The following is a 16,740-nucleotide window of genomic DNA, read 5'->3' as shown; positions in this document are numbered from 1 at the left end:
CCTGTACTGGCAATCTGATCTTTAGGCTTTCGGGTCTTGGGGTTTTTGTGCTGGTGCATTGAGATGGGCCCGTAGCTCAGTTGGTTAGAGCACACGCTTGATAAGCGTGGGGTCGGTAGTTCGAGTCTACCCGGGCCCACCAATTTTGGTCCTGAGGCTTTGGCTTTAGGGCGTTGGTTTGATGGTTTACCTGATCCTGGCGGCAAGTTCGTCAGGTGTTTGCGATGGTTGGGGCTGTAGCTCAGCTGGGAGAGCACCTGCTTTGCAAGCAGGGGGTCAGCGGTTCGATCCCGCTCAGCTCCACCAATCTCAATTTGGTGTCGAGACGAGCGTCTGGACGGCAATATCCTTTGAAGAAAAACGTGTTTGCACGCTGCTTTTGAGCAGATGTGCCTGTTCTGCCTATATTGTGAAGAGAAGATTGATCTGGAGGCTTCCAGGTGTTTTGGGTTTTTGACCCGAGATGTCCGATGCCGGTTCCAATGATGTCGTTGATGGCCTAGCCGGCCGGATACGAAAGAGGGATCGGAGAAGGTAGGAAGCTTGTCACTCTGGTCGTCTGTTGTTGGTGACGCAAGTCACCTCTGATGGATCACTGATGATCGTTGCCTGACCGCGCGATCCCGGATTTAATCTCGAGAAGCTGGTCTTAAGACAAGCTGCAAGCGAGCTGCTCGGCGTAGCTCCAATAAAGCAGACTTGTCGAACACGTCGATGGCATCTGAAATAGCCCGGTTGTAAAAGGTAACTGGGTTTGGTGAGGCAGTAGGAATTGGGCAGTAGGCAGTGGGGTTTAGATCCTATTGGCTAATGCCTATTGGCTATTGGCTTTCCATATGGATGAGCATTGGCAATGAGAACGATTAAGTGTCGTAAGGGCATTTGGTGGATGCCTTGGCATGCACAGGCGAAGAAGGACGTGATACGCTGCGAAAAGCCGTGGGGAGCTGCGAATGAGCTTTGATCCATGGATCTCCGAATGGGGCAACCCACCTTAAATGCTTGGGAAATCTGGTGCGCCGATGGCGCACAAGGCAGTAGGAATTAGGCAATAGGCAGTAGGGTTTAGATCCTATTGGCTACTGCCTATTGGCTATTGCCTGCGTCGAAGACGCTCCAGGTTTCCAAGCATTGTGATAAGGTATCTAACTCTGAATACATAGGGGTTAGAAGCGAACGCAGGGAACTGAAACATCTAAGTACCTGCAGGAAAGGACATCAACCGAGACTCCGTAAGTAGTGGCGAGCGAACGCGGACCAGGCCAGTGGCAATGTGAGCTAAAGTGGAACGATCTGGAAAGTTCGGCCGTAGCGGGTGATAGCCCCGTACACGTAAAATACGCATTGTCCTAGAGTAGGGCGGGACACGAGAAATCCTGTCTGAACATGGGGAGACCACTCTCCAAGCCTAAGTACTCGTGCATGACCGATAGCGAACAAGTACCGTGAGGGAAAGGTGAAAAGCACCCCGACAAGGGGAGTGAAATAGAACCTGAAACCGGATGCCTACAAACAGTAGGAGGGCGAAAGCCTGACTGCGTACCTTTTGTATAATGGGTCAACGACTTAGTGTATCTAGCAAGCTTAAGCCGGTAGGTGTAGGCGCAGCGAAAGCGAGTGTTAATAGCGCGTTCAGTTAGATGCATTAGACCCGAAACCGAGTGATCTAGCCATGAGCAGGCTGAAGGTTGGGTAACACCAACTGGAGGGCCGAACCCGCATCTGTTGCAATAGATTGGGATGACTTGTGGCTAGGGGTGAAAGGCCAATCAAACTCGGAAATAGCTGGTTCTCCGCGAAAACTATTTAGGTAGTGCGTCGATCGAATACCCCGGGGGGTAGAGCACTGGATGGGCTATGGGGACTCACCGTCTTACTGATCCTAACCAAACTCCGAATACCCGGGAGTACTAATCGGCAGACACACGGCGGGTGCTAACGTCCGTCGTGAAGAGGGCAACAACCCTGACCTCCAGCTAAGGTCCCCAAGTCATGGCTAAGTGGGAAAGGATGTGAGGATCCCAAAACAACCAGGATGTTGGCTTAGAAGCAGCCATCATTTAAAGAAAGCGTAACAGCTCACTGGTCTAAATAAGGGTCTTTGCGCCGAAAATGTAACGGGGCTAAAGCCATGCACCGAAGCTGAGGATGTGCAGTTTACTGCACGTGGTAGCGGAGCGTTCCGTAAGCCTGCGAAGGAGGACCCGTGAGGGCCTCTGGAGGTATCGGAAGTGCGAATGTTGACATGAGTAACGATAAAGGGGGTGAGAGACCCCCTCGCCGAAAGACCAAGGGTTCCTGCTTAAAGTTAATCTGAGCAGGGTTAGCCGGCCCCTAAGGCGAGGCAGAAATGCGTAGTCGATGGGAACCACGTTAATATTCGTGGGCCTGGTGGTAGTGACGGATTGCGTAACTTGTTCATTCTTATTGGATTGGATGGGCGAGGAAGCGGTTCCAGGAAATAGCTCCATCATTATAGACCGTACCCGAAACCGACACAGGTGGTCAGGTAGAGTATACCAAGGCGCTTGAGAGAACTATGTTGAAGGAACTCGGCAAATTGCACGCGTAACTTCGGAAGAAGCGTGACCCTGCTGTACGCAAGTATGTCAGGGTGGCACAGACCAGGGGGTAGCGACTGTTTATCAAAAACACAGGGCTCTGCGAAGTCGCAAGACGACGTATAGGGTCTGACGCCTGCCCGGTGCTGGAAGGTTAAGAGGAGAGGTGCAAGCTTTGAATCGAAGCCCCAGTAAACGGCGGCCGTAACTATAACGGTCCTAAGGTAGCGAAATTCCTTGTCGGGTAAGTTCCGACCTGCACGAATGGCGTAACGACTTCCCCGCTGTCTCCAACATAGACTCAGTGAAATTGAATTCCCCGTGAAGATGCGGGGTTCCTGCGGTCAGACGGAAAGACCCCGTGCACCTTTACTATAGCTTTACACTGGCATTCGTGTCGGCATGTGTAGGATAGGTGGTAGGCTTTGAAGCGGGGACGCCAGTTCTCGTGGAGCCATCCTTGAAATACCACCCTTATCGTCATGGATGTCTAACCGCGGTCCGTCATCCGGATCCGGGACAGTGTATGGTGGGTAGTTTGACTGGGGCGGTCGCCTCCGAAAGAGTAACGGAGGCGCGCGATGGTGGGCTCAGACCGGTCGGAAATCGGTCGTCGAGTGCAATGGCATAAGCCCGCCTGACTGCGAGACTGACAAGTCGAGCAGAGACGAAAGTCGGTCATAGTGATCCGGTGGTCCCGTGTGGAAGGGCCATCGCTCAACGGATAAAAGGTACGCCGGGGATAACAGGCTGATGACCCCCAAGAGTCCATATCGACGGGGTTGTTTGGCACCTCGATGTCGGCTCATCGCATCCTGGGGCTGGAGCAGGTCCCAAGGGTTTGGCTGTTCGCCAATTAAAGCGGTACGTGAGCTGGGTTCAGAACGTCGTGAGACAGTTCGGTCCCTATCTGCCGTGGGTGTAGGAATATTGACAGGATCTGTCCCTAGTACGAGAGGACCGGGATGGACATATCTCTGGTGGACCTGTTGTCCTGCCAAGGGCATAGCAGGGTAGCTATATATGGAAGGGATAACCGCTGAAGGCATCTAAGCGGGAAACCCACCTGAAAACGAGTATTCCCTATCAGAGCCGTGGAAGACGACCACGTTGATAGGACGGGTGTGGACGTGCAGTAATGCATGAAGCTTACCGTTACTAATAGCTCGATTGGCTTGATCGTTCTCATTGATAATGCTCATCGAAGATGAGCCATCTCTTTCAGTCTTCACGCTGTCGCATCCTTCGGATGCTACGCTGCAGACGGCGCGCCAAACGATTGGCGACGGCCAAAGGCCTGTATGGGTGACCTGCTCATACGGCCGCATGAAAGAAAAAAGACGTGTTCAAAAAAAACTATTGGCTACTGCCTATTGGCTAAGCCCTAGTTACCAGCTTCTCAACACATTGCCCTTAGCTGACCTGGTGGTCATGGCGGGGCGGCTGCACCCGTTCCCATTCCGAACACGGCCGTGAAACGCCCCTGCGCCAATGGTACTTCGTCTCAAGACGCGGGAGAGTAGGTCGCTGCCAGGTCTGCTAAAGGCAATGTTGTCACGGTTTGCACTTGCAAATCCGTCGGGTTTTGCGAAAGCAAATACCCAGGTTTTGCACTCGCAAATACCTCGCGGTTTGAACTTTGCAAATCCGCCAATCTTCTCGTCACAAACACTAACGGCCCAGCCGATAACAAAAGGGTCGCTCAAAGCGGCCTTTCGTCGTTTGGGATACAGGAAAGATTGGCGTACCGAATAGACAATGGTGCGACCCTTACAGGAGACAAATTGCATTCGGCAATTTGCTCCGGCAGTATGCATCACAGCTGCGCTGTGACGCAGGCGCGATAAATCCAAAACGGATTTACGCATGTAACGAGATTTGCCTGACGGCAAAACTCTGTGGGTATTTTGCCTAACGGCAAAAACCCGGTAACGAGATTTTGCCTGACGGCAAAACTTTGACAACGCGGGGTGGAGCAGCCCGGTAGCTCGTCAGGCTCATAACCTGAAGGCCGCAGGTTCAAATCCTGCCCCCGCAACCAACGAAAATTGTAAATTAGACCATTCCAGATATTTGCTTTTAAGCTCCTCGCCATAACGCTCGAGGAGCTTTTTGCGTTTGTGCTCCGTATCGATCTCGCCGGAAGCGATCTTGGCAACGAAATCGTTCTGCGCTGCTGCGATGAACTGCTGTTCCATCAGATCCATGACAGAGCTGGCTCGGAAAATCTGCACAGGCGGGATAAGTGGAATTTCGGCCTGACTTCGGCTTAGATGCCGGGAACAGGAGATACCATGACGAGACGACCGCGCCGGAACCACAGCCCGGCTTTCAAGGCAAAGGTGGCGCTCGCCGCCATCCGAGGCGAGCAGACGCTGGTGGAATTATCCCAACAGTTCGACGTGCACGCCAACCAGATCAAACAGTGGAAAGACCAACTCCTTGAGGGGGCGACAGGCGTTTTCGGCGATGAAGCCAAAGCGGAACCGGCGGGTCCAACCGTTGATGTCAAAACGCTGCACGCTAAAATCGGGGAGCTGACGCTGGAAAACGATTTTTTAGCCGGAGCGCTCGGCAAAGCGGGCTTGCTGGGCGGAAAAAAATGATCGACCGCGAGCACGAACTGTCGGTCGCACGCCAGGCGAAGCTTCTCGGCTTCAGCCGTGGCAGTGTCTATTATCTGCCTCGTCCAGTCCCAGACGTCGATCTTGCCCTGATGCGGCGGATTGACGAGTTGCATCTCGACTACCCCTTTGCCGGAAGTCGGATGTTGCAAGGGCTCTTGAGAGGAGAAGGGCTGGAGACTGGGCGGCTGCATGTCGCCACGCTGATGAAGAAGATGGGCATCGAGGCGATCTGGTAATCCCCCCGTTTTTAACGGGTCCGATCAGTAGAATTTACGCTGCCATTTTCAGTTTCTGCCTCGGCGTGATGCCGCCGATAGCCATATTGGGTCGGTCATTGTTGTATGTCCAGAGCCAGCGTGTGGCGTGATCCTGCACCTCCTTGATGGTATCGAATATCAAGCATCCCAGCCATTCATGCCGAACCGTGCGGTTGTAGCGCTCGATGTAGGCGTTTTGCTGCGGCTTGCCCGGCTGGATATGGGCGATGGTGATGTTTCGCTTCTCGGCCCACGCCAAAAGCGTGCCGCTGATATATTCCGGGCCGTTATCGACACGAATTATATCCGGCTTGCCACGCCACTCGATGATCCGGTTGAGGGATCGAACGACCCGCTCGGCTGGCAACGAGAAATCGACCTCGATGCCAAGCCCCTCACGGTTGAAGTCATCGATGACATTCAAGGTCCGGAACGAGCGGCCGTCGGCAAGCTGATCGGCCATGAAATCCATCGACCAGGTCCGGTTCGGGTGTTCCGGCACGGCCAGCGGTTCGGGACACTCTCGAACCAAACGCTTCCTGGGCTTGATCCGAAGGTTCAATTCCAGTTCGCGATAGATGCGGTAAACCCGCTTGTGATTCCAGGTGAAGCCCTTGATGTTACGAAGATAAAGGAAACAAAGGCCGAAACCCCATGTCTTCCTGGCTGTCGTCAGACGCAGCAACCAGTCGGCAATGCCTTCGTTCTCGTTGTCGAGCTTGCGTCCATATCGATAGCATGTCTCGCTGATCGAGAACGTCCGGCACGCGAGGGCCACTTTGATATTATGCTTCTGGACCGCTTGCATGGCCATCTCCTTGCGTTGAGACGGCCTCAGCGCTTTTTTCCGAGAGCTTCCTTCAAAAGATCGTTCTGCATGCTCAGTTCCGCATACATCTTCTTCAGGCGCCGGTTCTCCTCTTCCATGCTCCTCATTTGGCTGACCATGGACGCATCCATGCCGCCTAACCGGGCCCGCCACTTGTAAAAACTCGCATCGCTCATGCCATGCTCCCGGCAAAGCTGTGCAACCGGAATGCCGTCCTCTGCCTGCTTCAGGATTGCCATGATTTGCGCGTCGCTGAATCGTGATATCTTCATCGGAATCTTCTCCAAAATCTTGTGAGAAAATTCTACTTTTAAGCCCGTTTAGTTTGCGGGGGGATTACCGCCCCTTCAAGGCGGCTTCAATCTTCGTGCGGTCTATGCCGCTTTCAGGCCTTTCACAAACTCGCCGCTTTGATGGGCGTGAATGCGTGTAAACCTAATCAATTCATCGAAGTGTCGCTGCATCTTACGGATAGATTCGGCGTTATTGAGCACAAGATACATTCCGCCCACGAAGATAGCTGCCCGCTGAGATCCGAAAATCGTATAGGGTACCGAAAATCGTTCCTTTTCGTCAAACAGGAAGAGGCGAAATGAGGGGTAAAGCTCGCTGATCAGTCTGGCCATGTATTGCAACTGCGCGGCGCGGACCTCTCGTTTCAAACCACTCCACATGCCCCGCCCCTGCGCGAACGCTTCCAGTGTCTCTTGAGGCATGCACACTTCCATATCCGTGCCGGGCTGACGATTATAATCAAGACGGAACGCTGTTTCGCTCGCTTGCGCCTTCACACTTTGATGCGCCGCATCCGCCTCAAAAGCGATGATTTCCGGCGTACGAAGCAAATCCGGAATACGTGCCGGGACATATCGTATCTTGGAGCCGGTCGCCTCGGCATGCCATTTCATTAACAGCGTGTCGGTATAATCTTCGCCGCCTTCCTCGATTTCGAAGCTTGGCCTCAACTCGCCCGTCAGCCCCGGATCGTGTGAGATACCGAGAAGCCAGTCCAGCGACACCGAATGATGCTCGGCGATCCTAAGCAGGGTTTCCACACGCGGGAGGCGCGCCGAATCGCCTGACAAAAGCTGCGAAAGGGCAGACCTGTCGATGCCGATTCCTTCTGCGAAGGCGGAATGGCTGGCGCCAGCACGCGTCACAAGCTCCATCAATCGAATGCGAAACAGGCCCGATAGCGCGCGTTTGTCCATAAAGTATCTCATTGTTAACAATTGTAAACGAAATGAGCTTTTGATTATCAGAATCAACAGTAGGTCACCATAGTCTCATTGTCCGCCTCGTCCCTTGGTGAAACGCTGAGCGCGACGAACACCAGGGGACACCATGAGCGACGTTTCTTCCCAAAGAACCAGCCATCATTTCATACATCGCCGATTACGCGCTCTCAGGATCGAATGGCCGACAATCGCACTTCTTCTCGCTTGCTACTGCCTCTGGGGTCTGGCCGGATATCACCTTTATTCCGCATATCCGATCGTGGCGCTGGTGCTGATGGGTGTGGCCATTGCGTTGCACTCATCACTCCAGCATGAGATTTTGCATGGACATCCCACAAGAAGCGCACGGCTGAATGAGGCATTGGTATTCGCGCCTCTGGGCGTCTTCTATCCCTATCGCAGCTACAAGCGAACCCACCTCCAGCACCACGCGGATGAGCGTCTGACAGACCCCTTTGATGATCCTGAAAGCTACTATCGCGCCGGGAAGGACTGGGAGAGGATGCCAGCCATCCTGAAATGCCTGCTCGCCTGGAACAACACACTGATCGGGCGCTTGCTGATCGGCCCGCCGTTGATGGTGGTGGGGTTTACGGCGTCGGAATGGCGCAGGATGATGAAGGGTAATCGGAAGGTCATGGTTGCCTGGATTCTCCATCTTGCCGGGCTCATCCCGACACTGCTGGTGGTCTCCCAATTGTTTGCTATCCCAGTCTGGCTTTACATCGGCGTTTCCGCCTATCTTGGGGTTTCCATCATCGCCATCCGCTCCTACTGCGAGCACCAATGGTCGGAGCAGCCGGACGGACGAACGATCATTGTCGAGGGTTCACTGCTTGCGCCACTCTTTCTCTACAACAATCTGCACTTCGTGCATCATAAGCTGCCAACCGCGGCGTGGTACAAGCTGCCGTCGATCTATCGTGCCAGCCGCGCCGAATGGCAAAGGATGAATGAGGGCTATGTCTTCGCCAACTATTTTGAGGTTTTCCGGGCCTTCGCGTTCAGGGCAAAGGAGCCCGTGTTGCATCCTGTCTGGCGACGTGACGAACACGTCGTCACAACCAATCCCGTTGCCAATGAGCAGGTCGATCTCGTGGAATATCTGATGCCCGGAAACGCAGTCATGTCGGACCTGCCGACGTGAGGTGGATAGCAGCTCTACCGATGTATGACTGGCCGGAACTGCGCGACGAAACCGATGCCGCCTGGGCCAGGATGCGCGCACGTTTTATCGAACAGGGTATCGATGCTCCTCACCATCTCGTTCGACGTAATGGCGACATGCCACCGGTTCTCGGCGGTATTCCTGGTGAAGATGGATCGATCATCGCGCCGGATCCAGCGACGCTTTCCCCTGACGCCCTCGATCTGGATGTCTTGTGGCGCCATCCGGCACTGCTTATCGCCGGAACCTGCTGGGGGCCGATGGAACTCGGCTTGCAACATCATGTTCAGGTTATCGGGCACAGCAACTACGATGGCGTCGCTGGTGGCGCGGGCTCGCTTTATTCCAGCGCCATCTTGGCCCGCAAGGGTGAAGGTGCAAGCGCCGCTGTGCCGGAGGCTGGCGAGGCGATATTGCCGCTCAGCGTGTTCCGCGAGAAGAAGCTGGCCTTTAATGAACACCGGTCGATGTCAGGTTACCTCGCCCTGAAGCACGATCTGGAGGCCATTGGCCAAAGCCTTGGCCTGTTTGCCGAGTTGATCGAAACGGGTGCGCATCGCGCTTCGGTCATTGCCGTGGCAGAGGGTGAGGCGGACGTTGCTGCGATCGACTGCAAATCATGGATGCTGGCTGAACGACATGAACCTGCGGCAAAGGATCTGCACGTTGTGGGCTGGACGTCGCGGCGAAGGGGCCTGCCCTTCATTCGCGCGAGGGGGATCGATCTCGGCTTTCTGATGTAGCCATTGCGTCACCTCGACCAGATCAGTGGGGTGGGGTGGTCTGCGACAGAAGCAACCGGACCTTTTCCATATCGGACGAAATCGGCCGGTCATCCGAATAATGGCTAACCTGCGAGCGAAGAAGGCGGTAAAGCGCATCTGTGCCTGGCGCACGTTGAGCGACAGTGTCGAGAAAATCATGGGCCTGTGTGGCTGCCATCCATTCAATCGCCAGAATATATTCGGCATTGTCGAGCACGGCGAGAAGCTTGTTCGCGGCCGCGGTCGGATGTGCGAGAAAATCCTCCTGCAGGCCCGAGGTGAGGCCGCCATCCATAGAGGCTGGGGCCGCCAGCCGCCGGTTTTCGTTCGAAAGAGCGGCTGCCGTGTATTGCGCAATCATGAAACCGGCATGGCTTCCGGGATCTGAGGCGAGGAAGGGGGGCAGCCCGCTCACCAAGGGGTTGACGAGCCTGTCGATCCGTCGCTCGCTCATGGCCGCGATCTGCGCAATTGCAACAGCAAGACTATCGGCTGCCTGGCCCAGTGCCGGAGCGACAGCGTGAGCCTCCGACCAGACGATTGGTTCTTCGGGCGTGCCGGAGATCGCCGGATTGTCCGTTACTGAGGCCAGTTCACGGTTGACGACCGCGGAACAGTTTTCGAACAGATCGCGTGCAGCACCATGAACATGCGGAATAGAGCGCAGGCTCAGCGCGTCCTGTGTGCGCTTGCCTTGCGCTGCTTCGATCAGGCCGCTGCCTTCAAGGCGCGCGCGCAAGGCCGTTCCCACGGTGGCGATGCCGTCAGAAATGCGCAGCGAAAGCACGGCGTTGCTGAAGGCAGGCATCTGACAGCCAGCGGCTTCGAGCGTTAGTGCGGCAATGGCATCCGCCCATTCAAGCAGTTGGGCGGCCCGGTCCATGGCCACGCAGGAAAGACCCGTCGCACAGGCCGTTCCGTTGACGAGGCTCAAGCCTTCTTTAGCGCCCAGGACCAGCGGTTCAAGCCCGATCTCAGCCAGGACATCCCGCCCGTTGAAGGGACGGCCGCGGACATGGGCAGAGCCTTCCCCAATCAGGACGAGTGCTGTGTGGGCATTGTGGGTCAGATAACCGGCCGATCCACGGGAGGGTACATCAGGAATGCAGTCGCGTTCGAGAAAGGTTGTCAGATGGGCGACAATCTGCCTGCGAACGCCGGAATATCCATGGGCGAAATTGGCAATCTGTGACGCTATGATCGCGCGTACCTCACGGCGTGGGAGAAGCGGACCCACTCCGCAGGCGTGGCTCAGAATGATGCTGCGCGACAGCTTGCCGTGCGCGCTGCGATCGACCACCGTGTCCGACAATGCGCCAACACCGGTGTTGATGCCATATGCACGGATACCGCGCTCGACGATACTTTCCACGATCTGATGGGCTTTTTCAATTCGGCGATAGGCGGCTTCCGAAAGGGCAAGCCCATCCTTCTTGCTGAGCCGTGCCACATCCTGCCAAGTCAGCCTGTCATCGAGTAACACGGTCACGGGAATTTCCTGATTTCCATTCGGGGGGCGGTGAGACAGCGTTCGTTCATGGTCAGGCGGTTGCTATCCGAACGCATGATCAGGTGCTGTACAGGCGATAGCGACTTCCGGGGTAGAGCAGACGAACTGAGGAAATGACGCCGGCCTCCGCCCAGGTTCGGCGACGAACCAGAAGGCAGGGTTCCGTTCTGGAGATTGCGAGCAGCTTGCATTCCCATGGCTGCGCCGTCACTGCCTCGATATGCTGCTCAGCCCTGACGATTGGCGCGACGGATGTGAGATATCCGTTTGGCGTCGTCTTTGTGAAGTCCTGGCTTATATATTGCGGGACAATCGCATGGTTGACGAAACGGTCCTCGACCTGCATCGGAATGGAATTTTCTGCATGCACCATGATCGAATGGGAAACCGGGCTGCCGATCTCAATAGATAGCGCCTCTGCCAGCTCCGCATCGGAGGCTTCCATGCGCAGCGCGATTACGTTTGCCGTATGGACGCCGCCGTTGCGTGCGATCTCGTCGGCAATGTTAGGGACGCTCTGAAACTGGGATGTCCGCTTTTTGCTGGCAACAAAGGAACCCTTGCCTTGCACACGAACGACGAACCCTTCATCTGCCAGTTCGCGCAATGCACGATTGGCGGTCATGCGGCTGACGCCAAGCAATTCGACCAGTTCATTTTCCGATGGCACCCTTTGCCCGACTGACCACTCGCCAGTTTCTACACGGCTTCGGACATAATCCTTGAGCGTGACGTAAAGCGGCTTTTCGGATGACGGCTCGTCCTGCGTCTTTTCGACCTGTTTGTGTACCGTTTGCATGAGGCTCCAAAAAGCGAACGACAACGGTTCGGCATCTGACACTTCTTAACCGCGGGTGCGGGTATGGTCAGTGCCATACCCGCGAACAGTGGTCAGTTCAACTTGTGTTGCGTCAGCCACTCCTCGGCCACCACATCGAAGCTGTCATGATTGGCCAGACGACCGTTCATGAGGATCAGGTCCTGGGTCGTCAAAGCGGTCGATACGGCATCGAGCGTTTTCGTCACGACGTCGCTGACCTTGGCCTTTGCAATGACGGGCACGATGTTCTGGGCCGGAAAAAGGTTCTTAACGTCTTCAAGAATGACAAGATCGTTGTCAGCAATTGCGGGGTCGGTCGAGAACAGGTTTGCTGCCTGGACCTGATCGTTTATCAGTGCCGATAGCGTCAGCGGACCGCCGACATCAAGGGACTTGAAGGACTTGAACTGAAGGCCGTAAAGATCCTTCAACCCGATGATGCCTTCCTTGCGAGTTTTCCATTCAGGAGGACCGCCCAGCACCAGTTCAGACGCAATCGGCGCAAGATCGGAAATCGTTTTGAGCTTGTATTTCTCGGCAGTCGCGCGCGTGACGGCAACGCCATCGGAATCCTGAGCTTGCGACGGTTTCAGCATCAAAACGCCCTGCGGTAAAGCCTTTGTCAGAGCCTTGGCGACGTCTTCCGGCGAGTGAGCTGTTGCGTTCTTATCGAGGTAGCTTAGCGTTGCACCGGCATATTCCGGCAGGAGGTCGATCGATCCGTCGAGAAGCGCCGGCATGTACACCTCACGGCTGCCGATGTTGAGTTTTGTGTCAGTCTTAATGCCCTTCGCAGCAAGCGCCTTGGCGTAGATGGTCGCCAGAAGCTGGCTCTCGGGGAAGTCGGCTGAACCGACGATGAGAGTGGTCTTGTCCGAGCGTGCCGCCGGGGCAGCCCCGAGGGGATCGGTCTGGGCAAGCGTCGTGGTGGCTGAAAGCGCGATCAGCGCAAAGGCGCCGGCGGCTTTTAAGATCCTGAATGCCATGCAATCTACTCCTTTAGGTTCAACGTCGTTAGAATGAATTACGGTTTTGGTGATGGGCGTCCCGCCTATAGACGGCGGGTCAGGCCCGGCGAGACCGTCAGCCTAGATGCGATACCGATCGCCAGGTCGACCATTAGGGCCAGAGTACCAACCAGGACGGCGCCCGCCGCCATCTGGTAATAATCGTTCTGCGCGCGGCCATCGATGATGAGCCGTCCGAGCCCGCCAAGCGAGACGTAAGCGGCGATGGTTGCCGTGGAGATGATCTGCAGCGTCGCGCTGCGGAGACCAGAGAAAATGAGAGGCAAGGCGCAGGGAAGTTCGACATCGAAGAGAATGTTGAGCGGACGTTTGCCCATTCCGCGCGCCGCATCCACTGCGGCAGGGTCCACCGCCGCAACGCCGGCATAGGCTCCGCTCATGATGGGCGGCACGGCAAGCAATACGAGAACGATTATGCTCGGAACGATGAATGCCATGTCGGACGCAAACACCGGCCCGAACAGGATGACCAGAAGAACGATGAGGCCGAGGCTGGGCAGGGCGCGCAACGCATTGGCCAGTCCGGCAATGAGAACAACGCCGCGGCCTGTGTGCCCGACATAGAGACCGATCGGCAAGCCGATAAGGCAGGCAAAGAAGAGCGCGACCCCACTATAGATGAGATGTTGGAAGACGAGGGCGAAGACTCCATCCGTACCTGTCCAATGTGTCGGATCTGAAAACCATGCAATCATCGCTCGGTACCTCCAGGCTGCCAGGGTGTCATGCGCTGCGCGGCAAAGAGCACGATCCCGTCAAGCAGCGCGGCGAGGAGCACGCAAAGGACGATGCCGGCGACGATTGGCGTCAAAAACCGGAGTTGGAGCCCTTGAGTGAAAAGAAGTCCGAGCTGCGGTGTGCCGACAAGTGCTGCGACGGAGACGATGCTGACATTGGAGACCACCGCGACGCGCAGTCCCGCAGCAATTACCGGAATAGCAAGGGGAAGTTCGATGAGAAGGAGTCGCGGCAGCGTACGGTAGCCCATGGCATTCGCCGCTTGAATGACATCTGGCGGCACAGACTCCAGGCCGTCATTGACGGTGCGCACCAGAAGCGCAAGAGCGTAGATTGTCAGCGCAACGACGACATTCATAGGATCGAGAATTCGCGTTCCCAGAACAAGCGGAAGAAGCACGAAGAGCGCCAGAGACGGGATGGTATAGAGCAAACCGGCTGCGCCTAGCATTGCTGAGCGGAAAAACCCGGCACGTTGCGCAAGCCAGCCGAGCGGCAATGCGAGGACCAACCCTATAACCACGGGTAGCACTGAAAGTCCGAGGTGCCAGATAAAGAGTTCGGCTATGCGGCCGGACTCGCGGTACAGCCAGTCGAACCTCATGGATGCGCCCCCAAGCGGCCGTTACGCGCTGCTTCGATGGCTGCTGCGACATTAGACAATGTCACGGTGCCCATCAATTCGCCGGACTGTCCGACAATCACGCCGCGGCCGGACGGAGAGCTTAGTGCCGCATCCAGAACATGACGCAAGCTGCTGCCTTCGACGGCGAGCGTCCCGCTGAGGTTGAGGTCGCCATCCCGCAAAGGGCTTTTGACACTTTCGACATCTACCCAGCCGAGAGGCCGGTTCTGTGCATCCGCGACGAGGACCCATCTGTCGGTGGCAATCTGACGAAGGGTGTCGGGGACGTCGCCAAGTGCGGCTGTCGGCTCCTTGCCCATCGGCACGCCGCTTTTGTTGAATTCGGCAAAGCCGAGGATTCGATAACCGCGGTCACGCCCGATGAAGTCGGCGACAAAGTCGTCTGCTGGTCTCGCCAGCAGTTCCTGCGGGGTGGCGATCTGCGCCAGAGTGCCGCCGGTGCGCAAAACAACAACCTGGTCTCCAAGCTTGAGGGCCTCGTCAATGTCATGCGTGACCATGATGATGGTCTTGCCGATTTCACGCTGCAGCCGAAGGAACTCGTCCTGCAACTGGCCGCGGACAACAGGATCCACGGCGCTGAAAGGTTCATCCATCAGCATGAACTTCGGATCGGATGCCAGTGCGCGGGCAACACCTACACGCTGCTGCTGGCCACCGGATAGCTGCCATGGATAGCGATCGGCAAAGGCTGATGAAAGCCCGACGCGCTCCAGGAGATCATGCGCCACTCGAAGTGCCTGTTCTTTGGGTGCGCCGTTCAGGCGAGCCGTCGTCGCGATGTTTTGCACGACTGTACGATGGGGAAAGAGCCCGGCATTTTGAATGACGTAACCGATCTTGCGGCGCAGCAGGGCGACATCCATCGCATCTGTCGGCTCTCCATCGAGAAGAATTCTGCCCGACGAGGGGGCAATCAGCCGGTTGACCATGCGTAGCGACGTCGTCTTGCCGCAACCCGAGGGTCCGACGAAGATCGTCAGCTTGCCGCTGGGTGCTGTCAGCGACAGGTTGTCGACAGCGGTAGTCGCGCCTCGATAATGCTTGCTGACGTGATCGAATGTTATCATGGCGCAGTTCCCTTTTGTAAGGCATCGAATTTGGCCAGCATCCCGATGCCCCTTTGGTTGTCTATACAAGCACGAAGATAGGAGGTGCGCAAGCAGGCTGCCCAATGAATCTGCACGTGTCAATGATGCTCAAAATTATACCAATCGTCGCTGAGACTGACTCTTGGGATTCCCAAAAGCCGACGAATCTGAATCTCTAGCTCAAACAGGAGGTTTGCGATGGGTTCAGCGCTTTCTTTACGGTCGGATTTCGACGGGTCCATGCTACGGCGACTGGCCCGGCAGACGCGCGATGCCGATCAGGCGCGGCGGCTTCTGGCGCTCGCATCGATCTATGACGGCGGTTCACGGGCCGATGCCGCTCGGCTCGGCAGCGTGACCGTTCAGATCGTGCGCGACTGGGTGGTCCGCTTCAATGCTCGCGGTCCCGACGGACTGATCAACGGCAAGGCTCCGGGAAAACCTTCTCTCCTGAACGACGAACAGCGAACGGCCTTGGCGCAAGCCATCGAGCGCGGACCGACATCTTATCTTGATGGCGTCGTCCGATGGCGTCTGTGTGATCTGGCTCAATGGATTTGGGAAGAGTTCCGCATCTCGGTGAGCGAGGAGACCCTGGGGCGCGAAGTGCGTGCCATGGGGTATCGCAAGCTCTCGGCTCGCCCAAGACATCATGCGCAGGATCCGGAGGCGGCCGAGGCATTTAAAAAAACTTCCCCGCCGCTGTGGCAGAAATCACCGCCGGCCCCGCCAAGGGCAAAGTGATCGAAATCTGGTTCCAGGACGAAGCTCGGATAGGCCAGAAGAACAAGATTACCCGCCGCTGGGCCAGGCGGGGATCGAGGCCGTCCGCGCCGCACGACCAGCGAACCCGTTCGGCCTATATCTTCGGTGCCATCTGCCCCAAGCTTGGCAAGGCCGCCGCTCTCGTCATGCCGTGGTGCGACACCCATGCCATGAACCAGCATTTGATCGAGATATCCCGCAACGTCGCGGACGATGGCCATGCCATCCTCATCATGGATCAGGCCGCATGGCACATGTCCAACAATCTCATCGTTCCTGAAAACATCACCATCCTGCCACTACCGCCCAAGTCGCCTGAATTGAACCCTGTCGAAAACATCTGGCAGTTCATGAGGGACAACTGGCTCTCGAACCGCATCTTCAAGACCTACGAGGATATCGTCGACCATTGCTGCTACGCTTGGAGAACCCTGCAGGACCGACCATGGAAGATCATGTCAATCGGAAGACGCAAATGGACGCAAGGGTTCTGATCAATGACGGTTGGTATTAATGCTGATGCGGCTATCGCACGTGAGATCGCTCTGTGCGGCAACGCATCGTCAAGCTTTGTGTTTTGGGGCTTGCTGAGGTGGACAGCCGCCTGCACCGCGCGTGACGTGCCATGATGCGGCTATTAGGAGCCCCAATGGGGAGAACCGTCCATGAAGTAAGTTTTCACAGTCGACTTCAGACTT

At 56.3% G+C, this 16,740-nt stretch carries 11 protein-coding genes, 3 tRNA genes, 2 rRNA genes and 1 pseudogene; 9 read left to right on the top strand and 8 right to left on the bottom strand.

The genetic code is table 11. The features are described from left to right. Positions 1 to 65: 65 nt before the first annotated feature. The 6 genes and pseudogenes from AC4CWH_RS25500 to AC4CWH_RS25475 form a co-directional block, all read left to right on the top strand. Positions 66 to 142 (top strand) — tRNA-Ile (locus AC4CWH_RS25500). 88 nt (positions 143 to 230) lie between these two features. Then, positions 231 to 306 (top strand) — tRNA-Ala (locus AC4CWH_RS25495). A 555-nt stretch (positions 307 to 861) separates the two neighbouring features. Next, positions 862 to 3,744: ribosomal RNA gene (locus tag AC4CWH_RS25490) — 23S ribosomal RNA — on the top strand. Positions 3,745 to 3,982: 238 nt separating this feature from the next. Next, a 5S ribosomal RNA gene (gene rrf, locus AC4CWH_RS25485) occupies positions 3,983 to 4,097 on the top strand. 428 nt (positions 4,098 to 4,525) lie between these two features. Continuing rightward, positions 4,526 to 4,602 (top strand) — tRNA-Met (locus tag AC4CWH_RS25480). A gap of 253 nt (positions 4,603 to 4,855) precedes the next feature. Continuing rightward, positions 4,856 to 5,421, top strand: a pseudogene (locus tag AC4CWH_RS25475) (IS3 family transposase); the annotation flags it as partial. Between the two features lie 37 nt (positions 5,422 to 5,458). Here the strand turns inward: AC4CWH_RS25475 and AC4CWH_RS25470 are convergent. Both AC4CWH_RS25470 and AC4CWH_RS25465 read right to left on the bottom strand, forming a co-directional pair. After that, a protein-coding gene (locus AC4CWH_RS25470; protein WP_491321446.1) for an IS3 family transposase occupies positions 5,459 to 6,546 on the bottom strand; the annotation gives its coding sequence in 2 pieces (ribosomal slippage) (positions 5,459 to 6,285 and positions 6,285 to 6,546; 1,089 coding nt in all). A 102-nt stretch (positions 6,547 to 6,648) separates the two neighbouring features. Next, positions 6,649 to 7,485, bottom strand: a complete 837-nt coding sequence (locus AC4CWH_RS25465) for a helix-turn-helix domain-containing protein (protein WP_491322509.1) — start codon at positions 7,483 to 7,485, stop codon at positions 6,649 to 6,651. A 133-nt stretch (positions 7,486 to 7,618) separates the two neighbouring features. Here AC4CWH_RS25465 and AC4CWH_RS25460 point away from each other — a divergent pair, with 133 nt between their 5' ends. Both AC4CWH_RS25460 and AC4CWH_RS25455 read left to right on the top strand, forming a co-directional pair. After that, positions 7,619 to 8,659 carry a fatty acid desaturase gene (locus AC4CWH_RS25460; RefSeq protein WP_491322508.1) on the top strand — a complete coding sequence of 347 codons (1,041 nt, stop codon included), beginning with the start codon at positions 7,619 to 7,621 and terminating at the stop codon, positions 8,657 to 8,659. 20 nt (positions 8,660 to 8,679) lie between these two features. Continuing rightward, entirely contained in the window at positions 8,680 to 9,423 is a 744-nt protein-coding gene (locus tag AC4CWH_RS25455) for a phosphate/phosphite/phosphonate ABC transporter substrate-binding protein (RefSeq protein ID WP_491322507.1), read from the top strand. A gap of 22 nt (positions 9,424 to 9,445) precedes the next feature. On the opposite strand, the gene AC4CWH_RS25450 is transcribed toward AC4CWH_RS25455, so the two are convergent. The 6 genes from AC4CWH_RS25450 to AC4CWH_RS25425 form a co-directional block, all read right to left on the bottom strand. Further along, positions 9,446 to 10,933 (bottom strand): HAL/PAL/TAL family ammonia-lyase, encoded by a 1,488-nt coding sequence (locus tag AC4CWH_RS25450; RefSeq protein ID WP_491322506.1) that lies wholly within the window; start codon positions 10,931 to 10,933, stop codon positions 9,446 to 9,448. Positions 10,934 to 11,012: 79 nt separating this feature from the next. Further along, a complete protein-coding gene (hutC, locus tag AC4CWH_RS25445) occupies positions 11,013 to 11,753 on the bottom strand; it encodes a histidine utilization transcriptional repressor HutC (protein WP_491322505.1) in 741 nt (246 codons plus the stop codon). A gap of 92 nt (positions 11,754 to 11,845) precedes the next feature. Next, positions 11,846 to 12,760: an ABC transporter substrate-binding protein gene (locus AC4CWH_RS25440; RefSeq protein WP_491322504.1), complete on the bottom strand. Its 915-nt coding sequence runs from the start codon at positions 12,758 to 12,760 to the stop codon at positions 11,846 to 11,848. Between the two features lie 65 nt (positions 12,761 to 12,825). After that, positions 12,826 to 13,497, bottom strand: a complete 672-nt coding sequence (locus AC4CWH_RS25435) for an ABC transporter permease (protein WP_491322503.1) — start codon at positions 13,495 to 13,497, stop codon at positions 12,826 to 12,828. Further along, on the bottom strand, positions 13,494 to 14,144 hold the full coding sequence (locus AC4CWH_RS25430) for an ABC transporter permease (RefSeq protein ID WP_491322502.1): 651 nt from the start codon (positions 14,142 to 14,144) through the stop codon (positions 13,494 to 13,496). The genes AC4CWH_RS25435 and AC4CWH_RS25430 overlap by 4 nt, the downstream gene beginning before the upstream one ends. Beyond that, a complete protein-coding gene (locus AC4CWH_RS25425; RefSeq protein WP_491322501.1) occupies positions 14,141 to 15,256 on the bottom strand; it encodes an ABC transporter ATP-binding protein in 1,116 nt (371 codons plus the stop codon). The genes AC4CWH_RS25430 and AC4CWH_RS25425 overlap by 4 nt, the downstream gene beginning before the upstream one ends. Positions 15,257 to 15,475: 219 nt before the next feature. Between AC4CWH_RS25425 and AC4CWH_RS25420 the strand changes: the two genes are divergently transcribed. Further along, a protein-coding gene (locus AC4CWH_RS25420) for an IS630 family transposase (RefSeq protein ID WP_491320474.1) occupies positions 15,476 to 16,536 on the top strand; the annotation gives its coding sequence in 2 pieces (ribosomal slippage) (positions 15,476 to 15,968 and positions 15,968 to 16,536; 1,062 coding nt in all). Positions 16,537 to 16,740: the final 204 nt, after the last annotated feature.

This window comes from Neorhizobium sp. PAMB6716, assembly GCF_058242805.1.
Note: the sequence above shows the minus strand (reverse complement) of the source record. Positions and strands in the feature narration are given on the sequence as shown.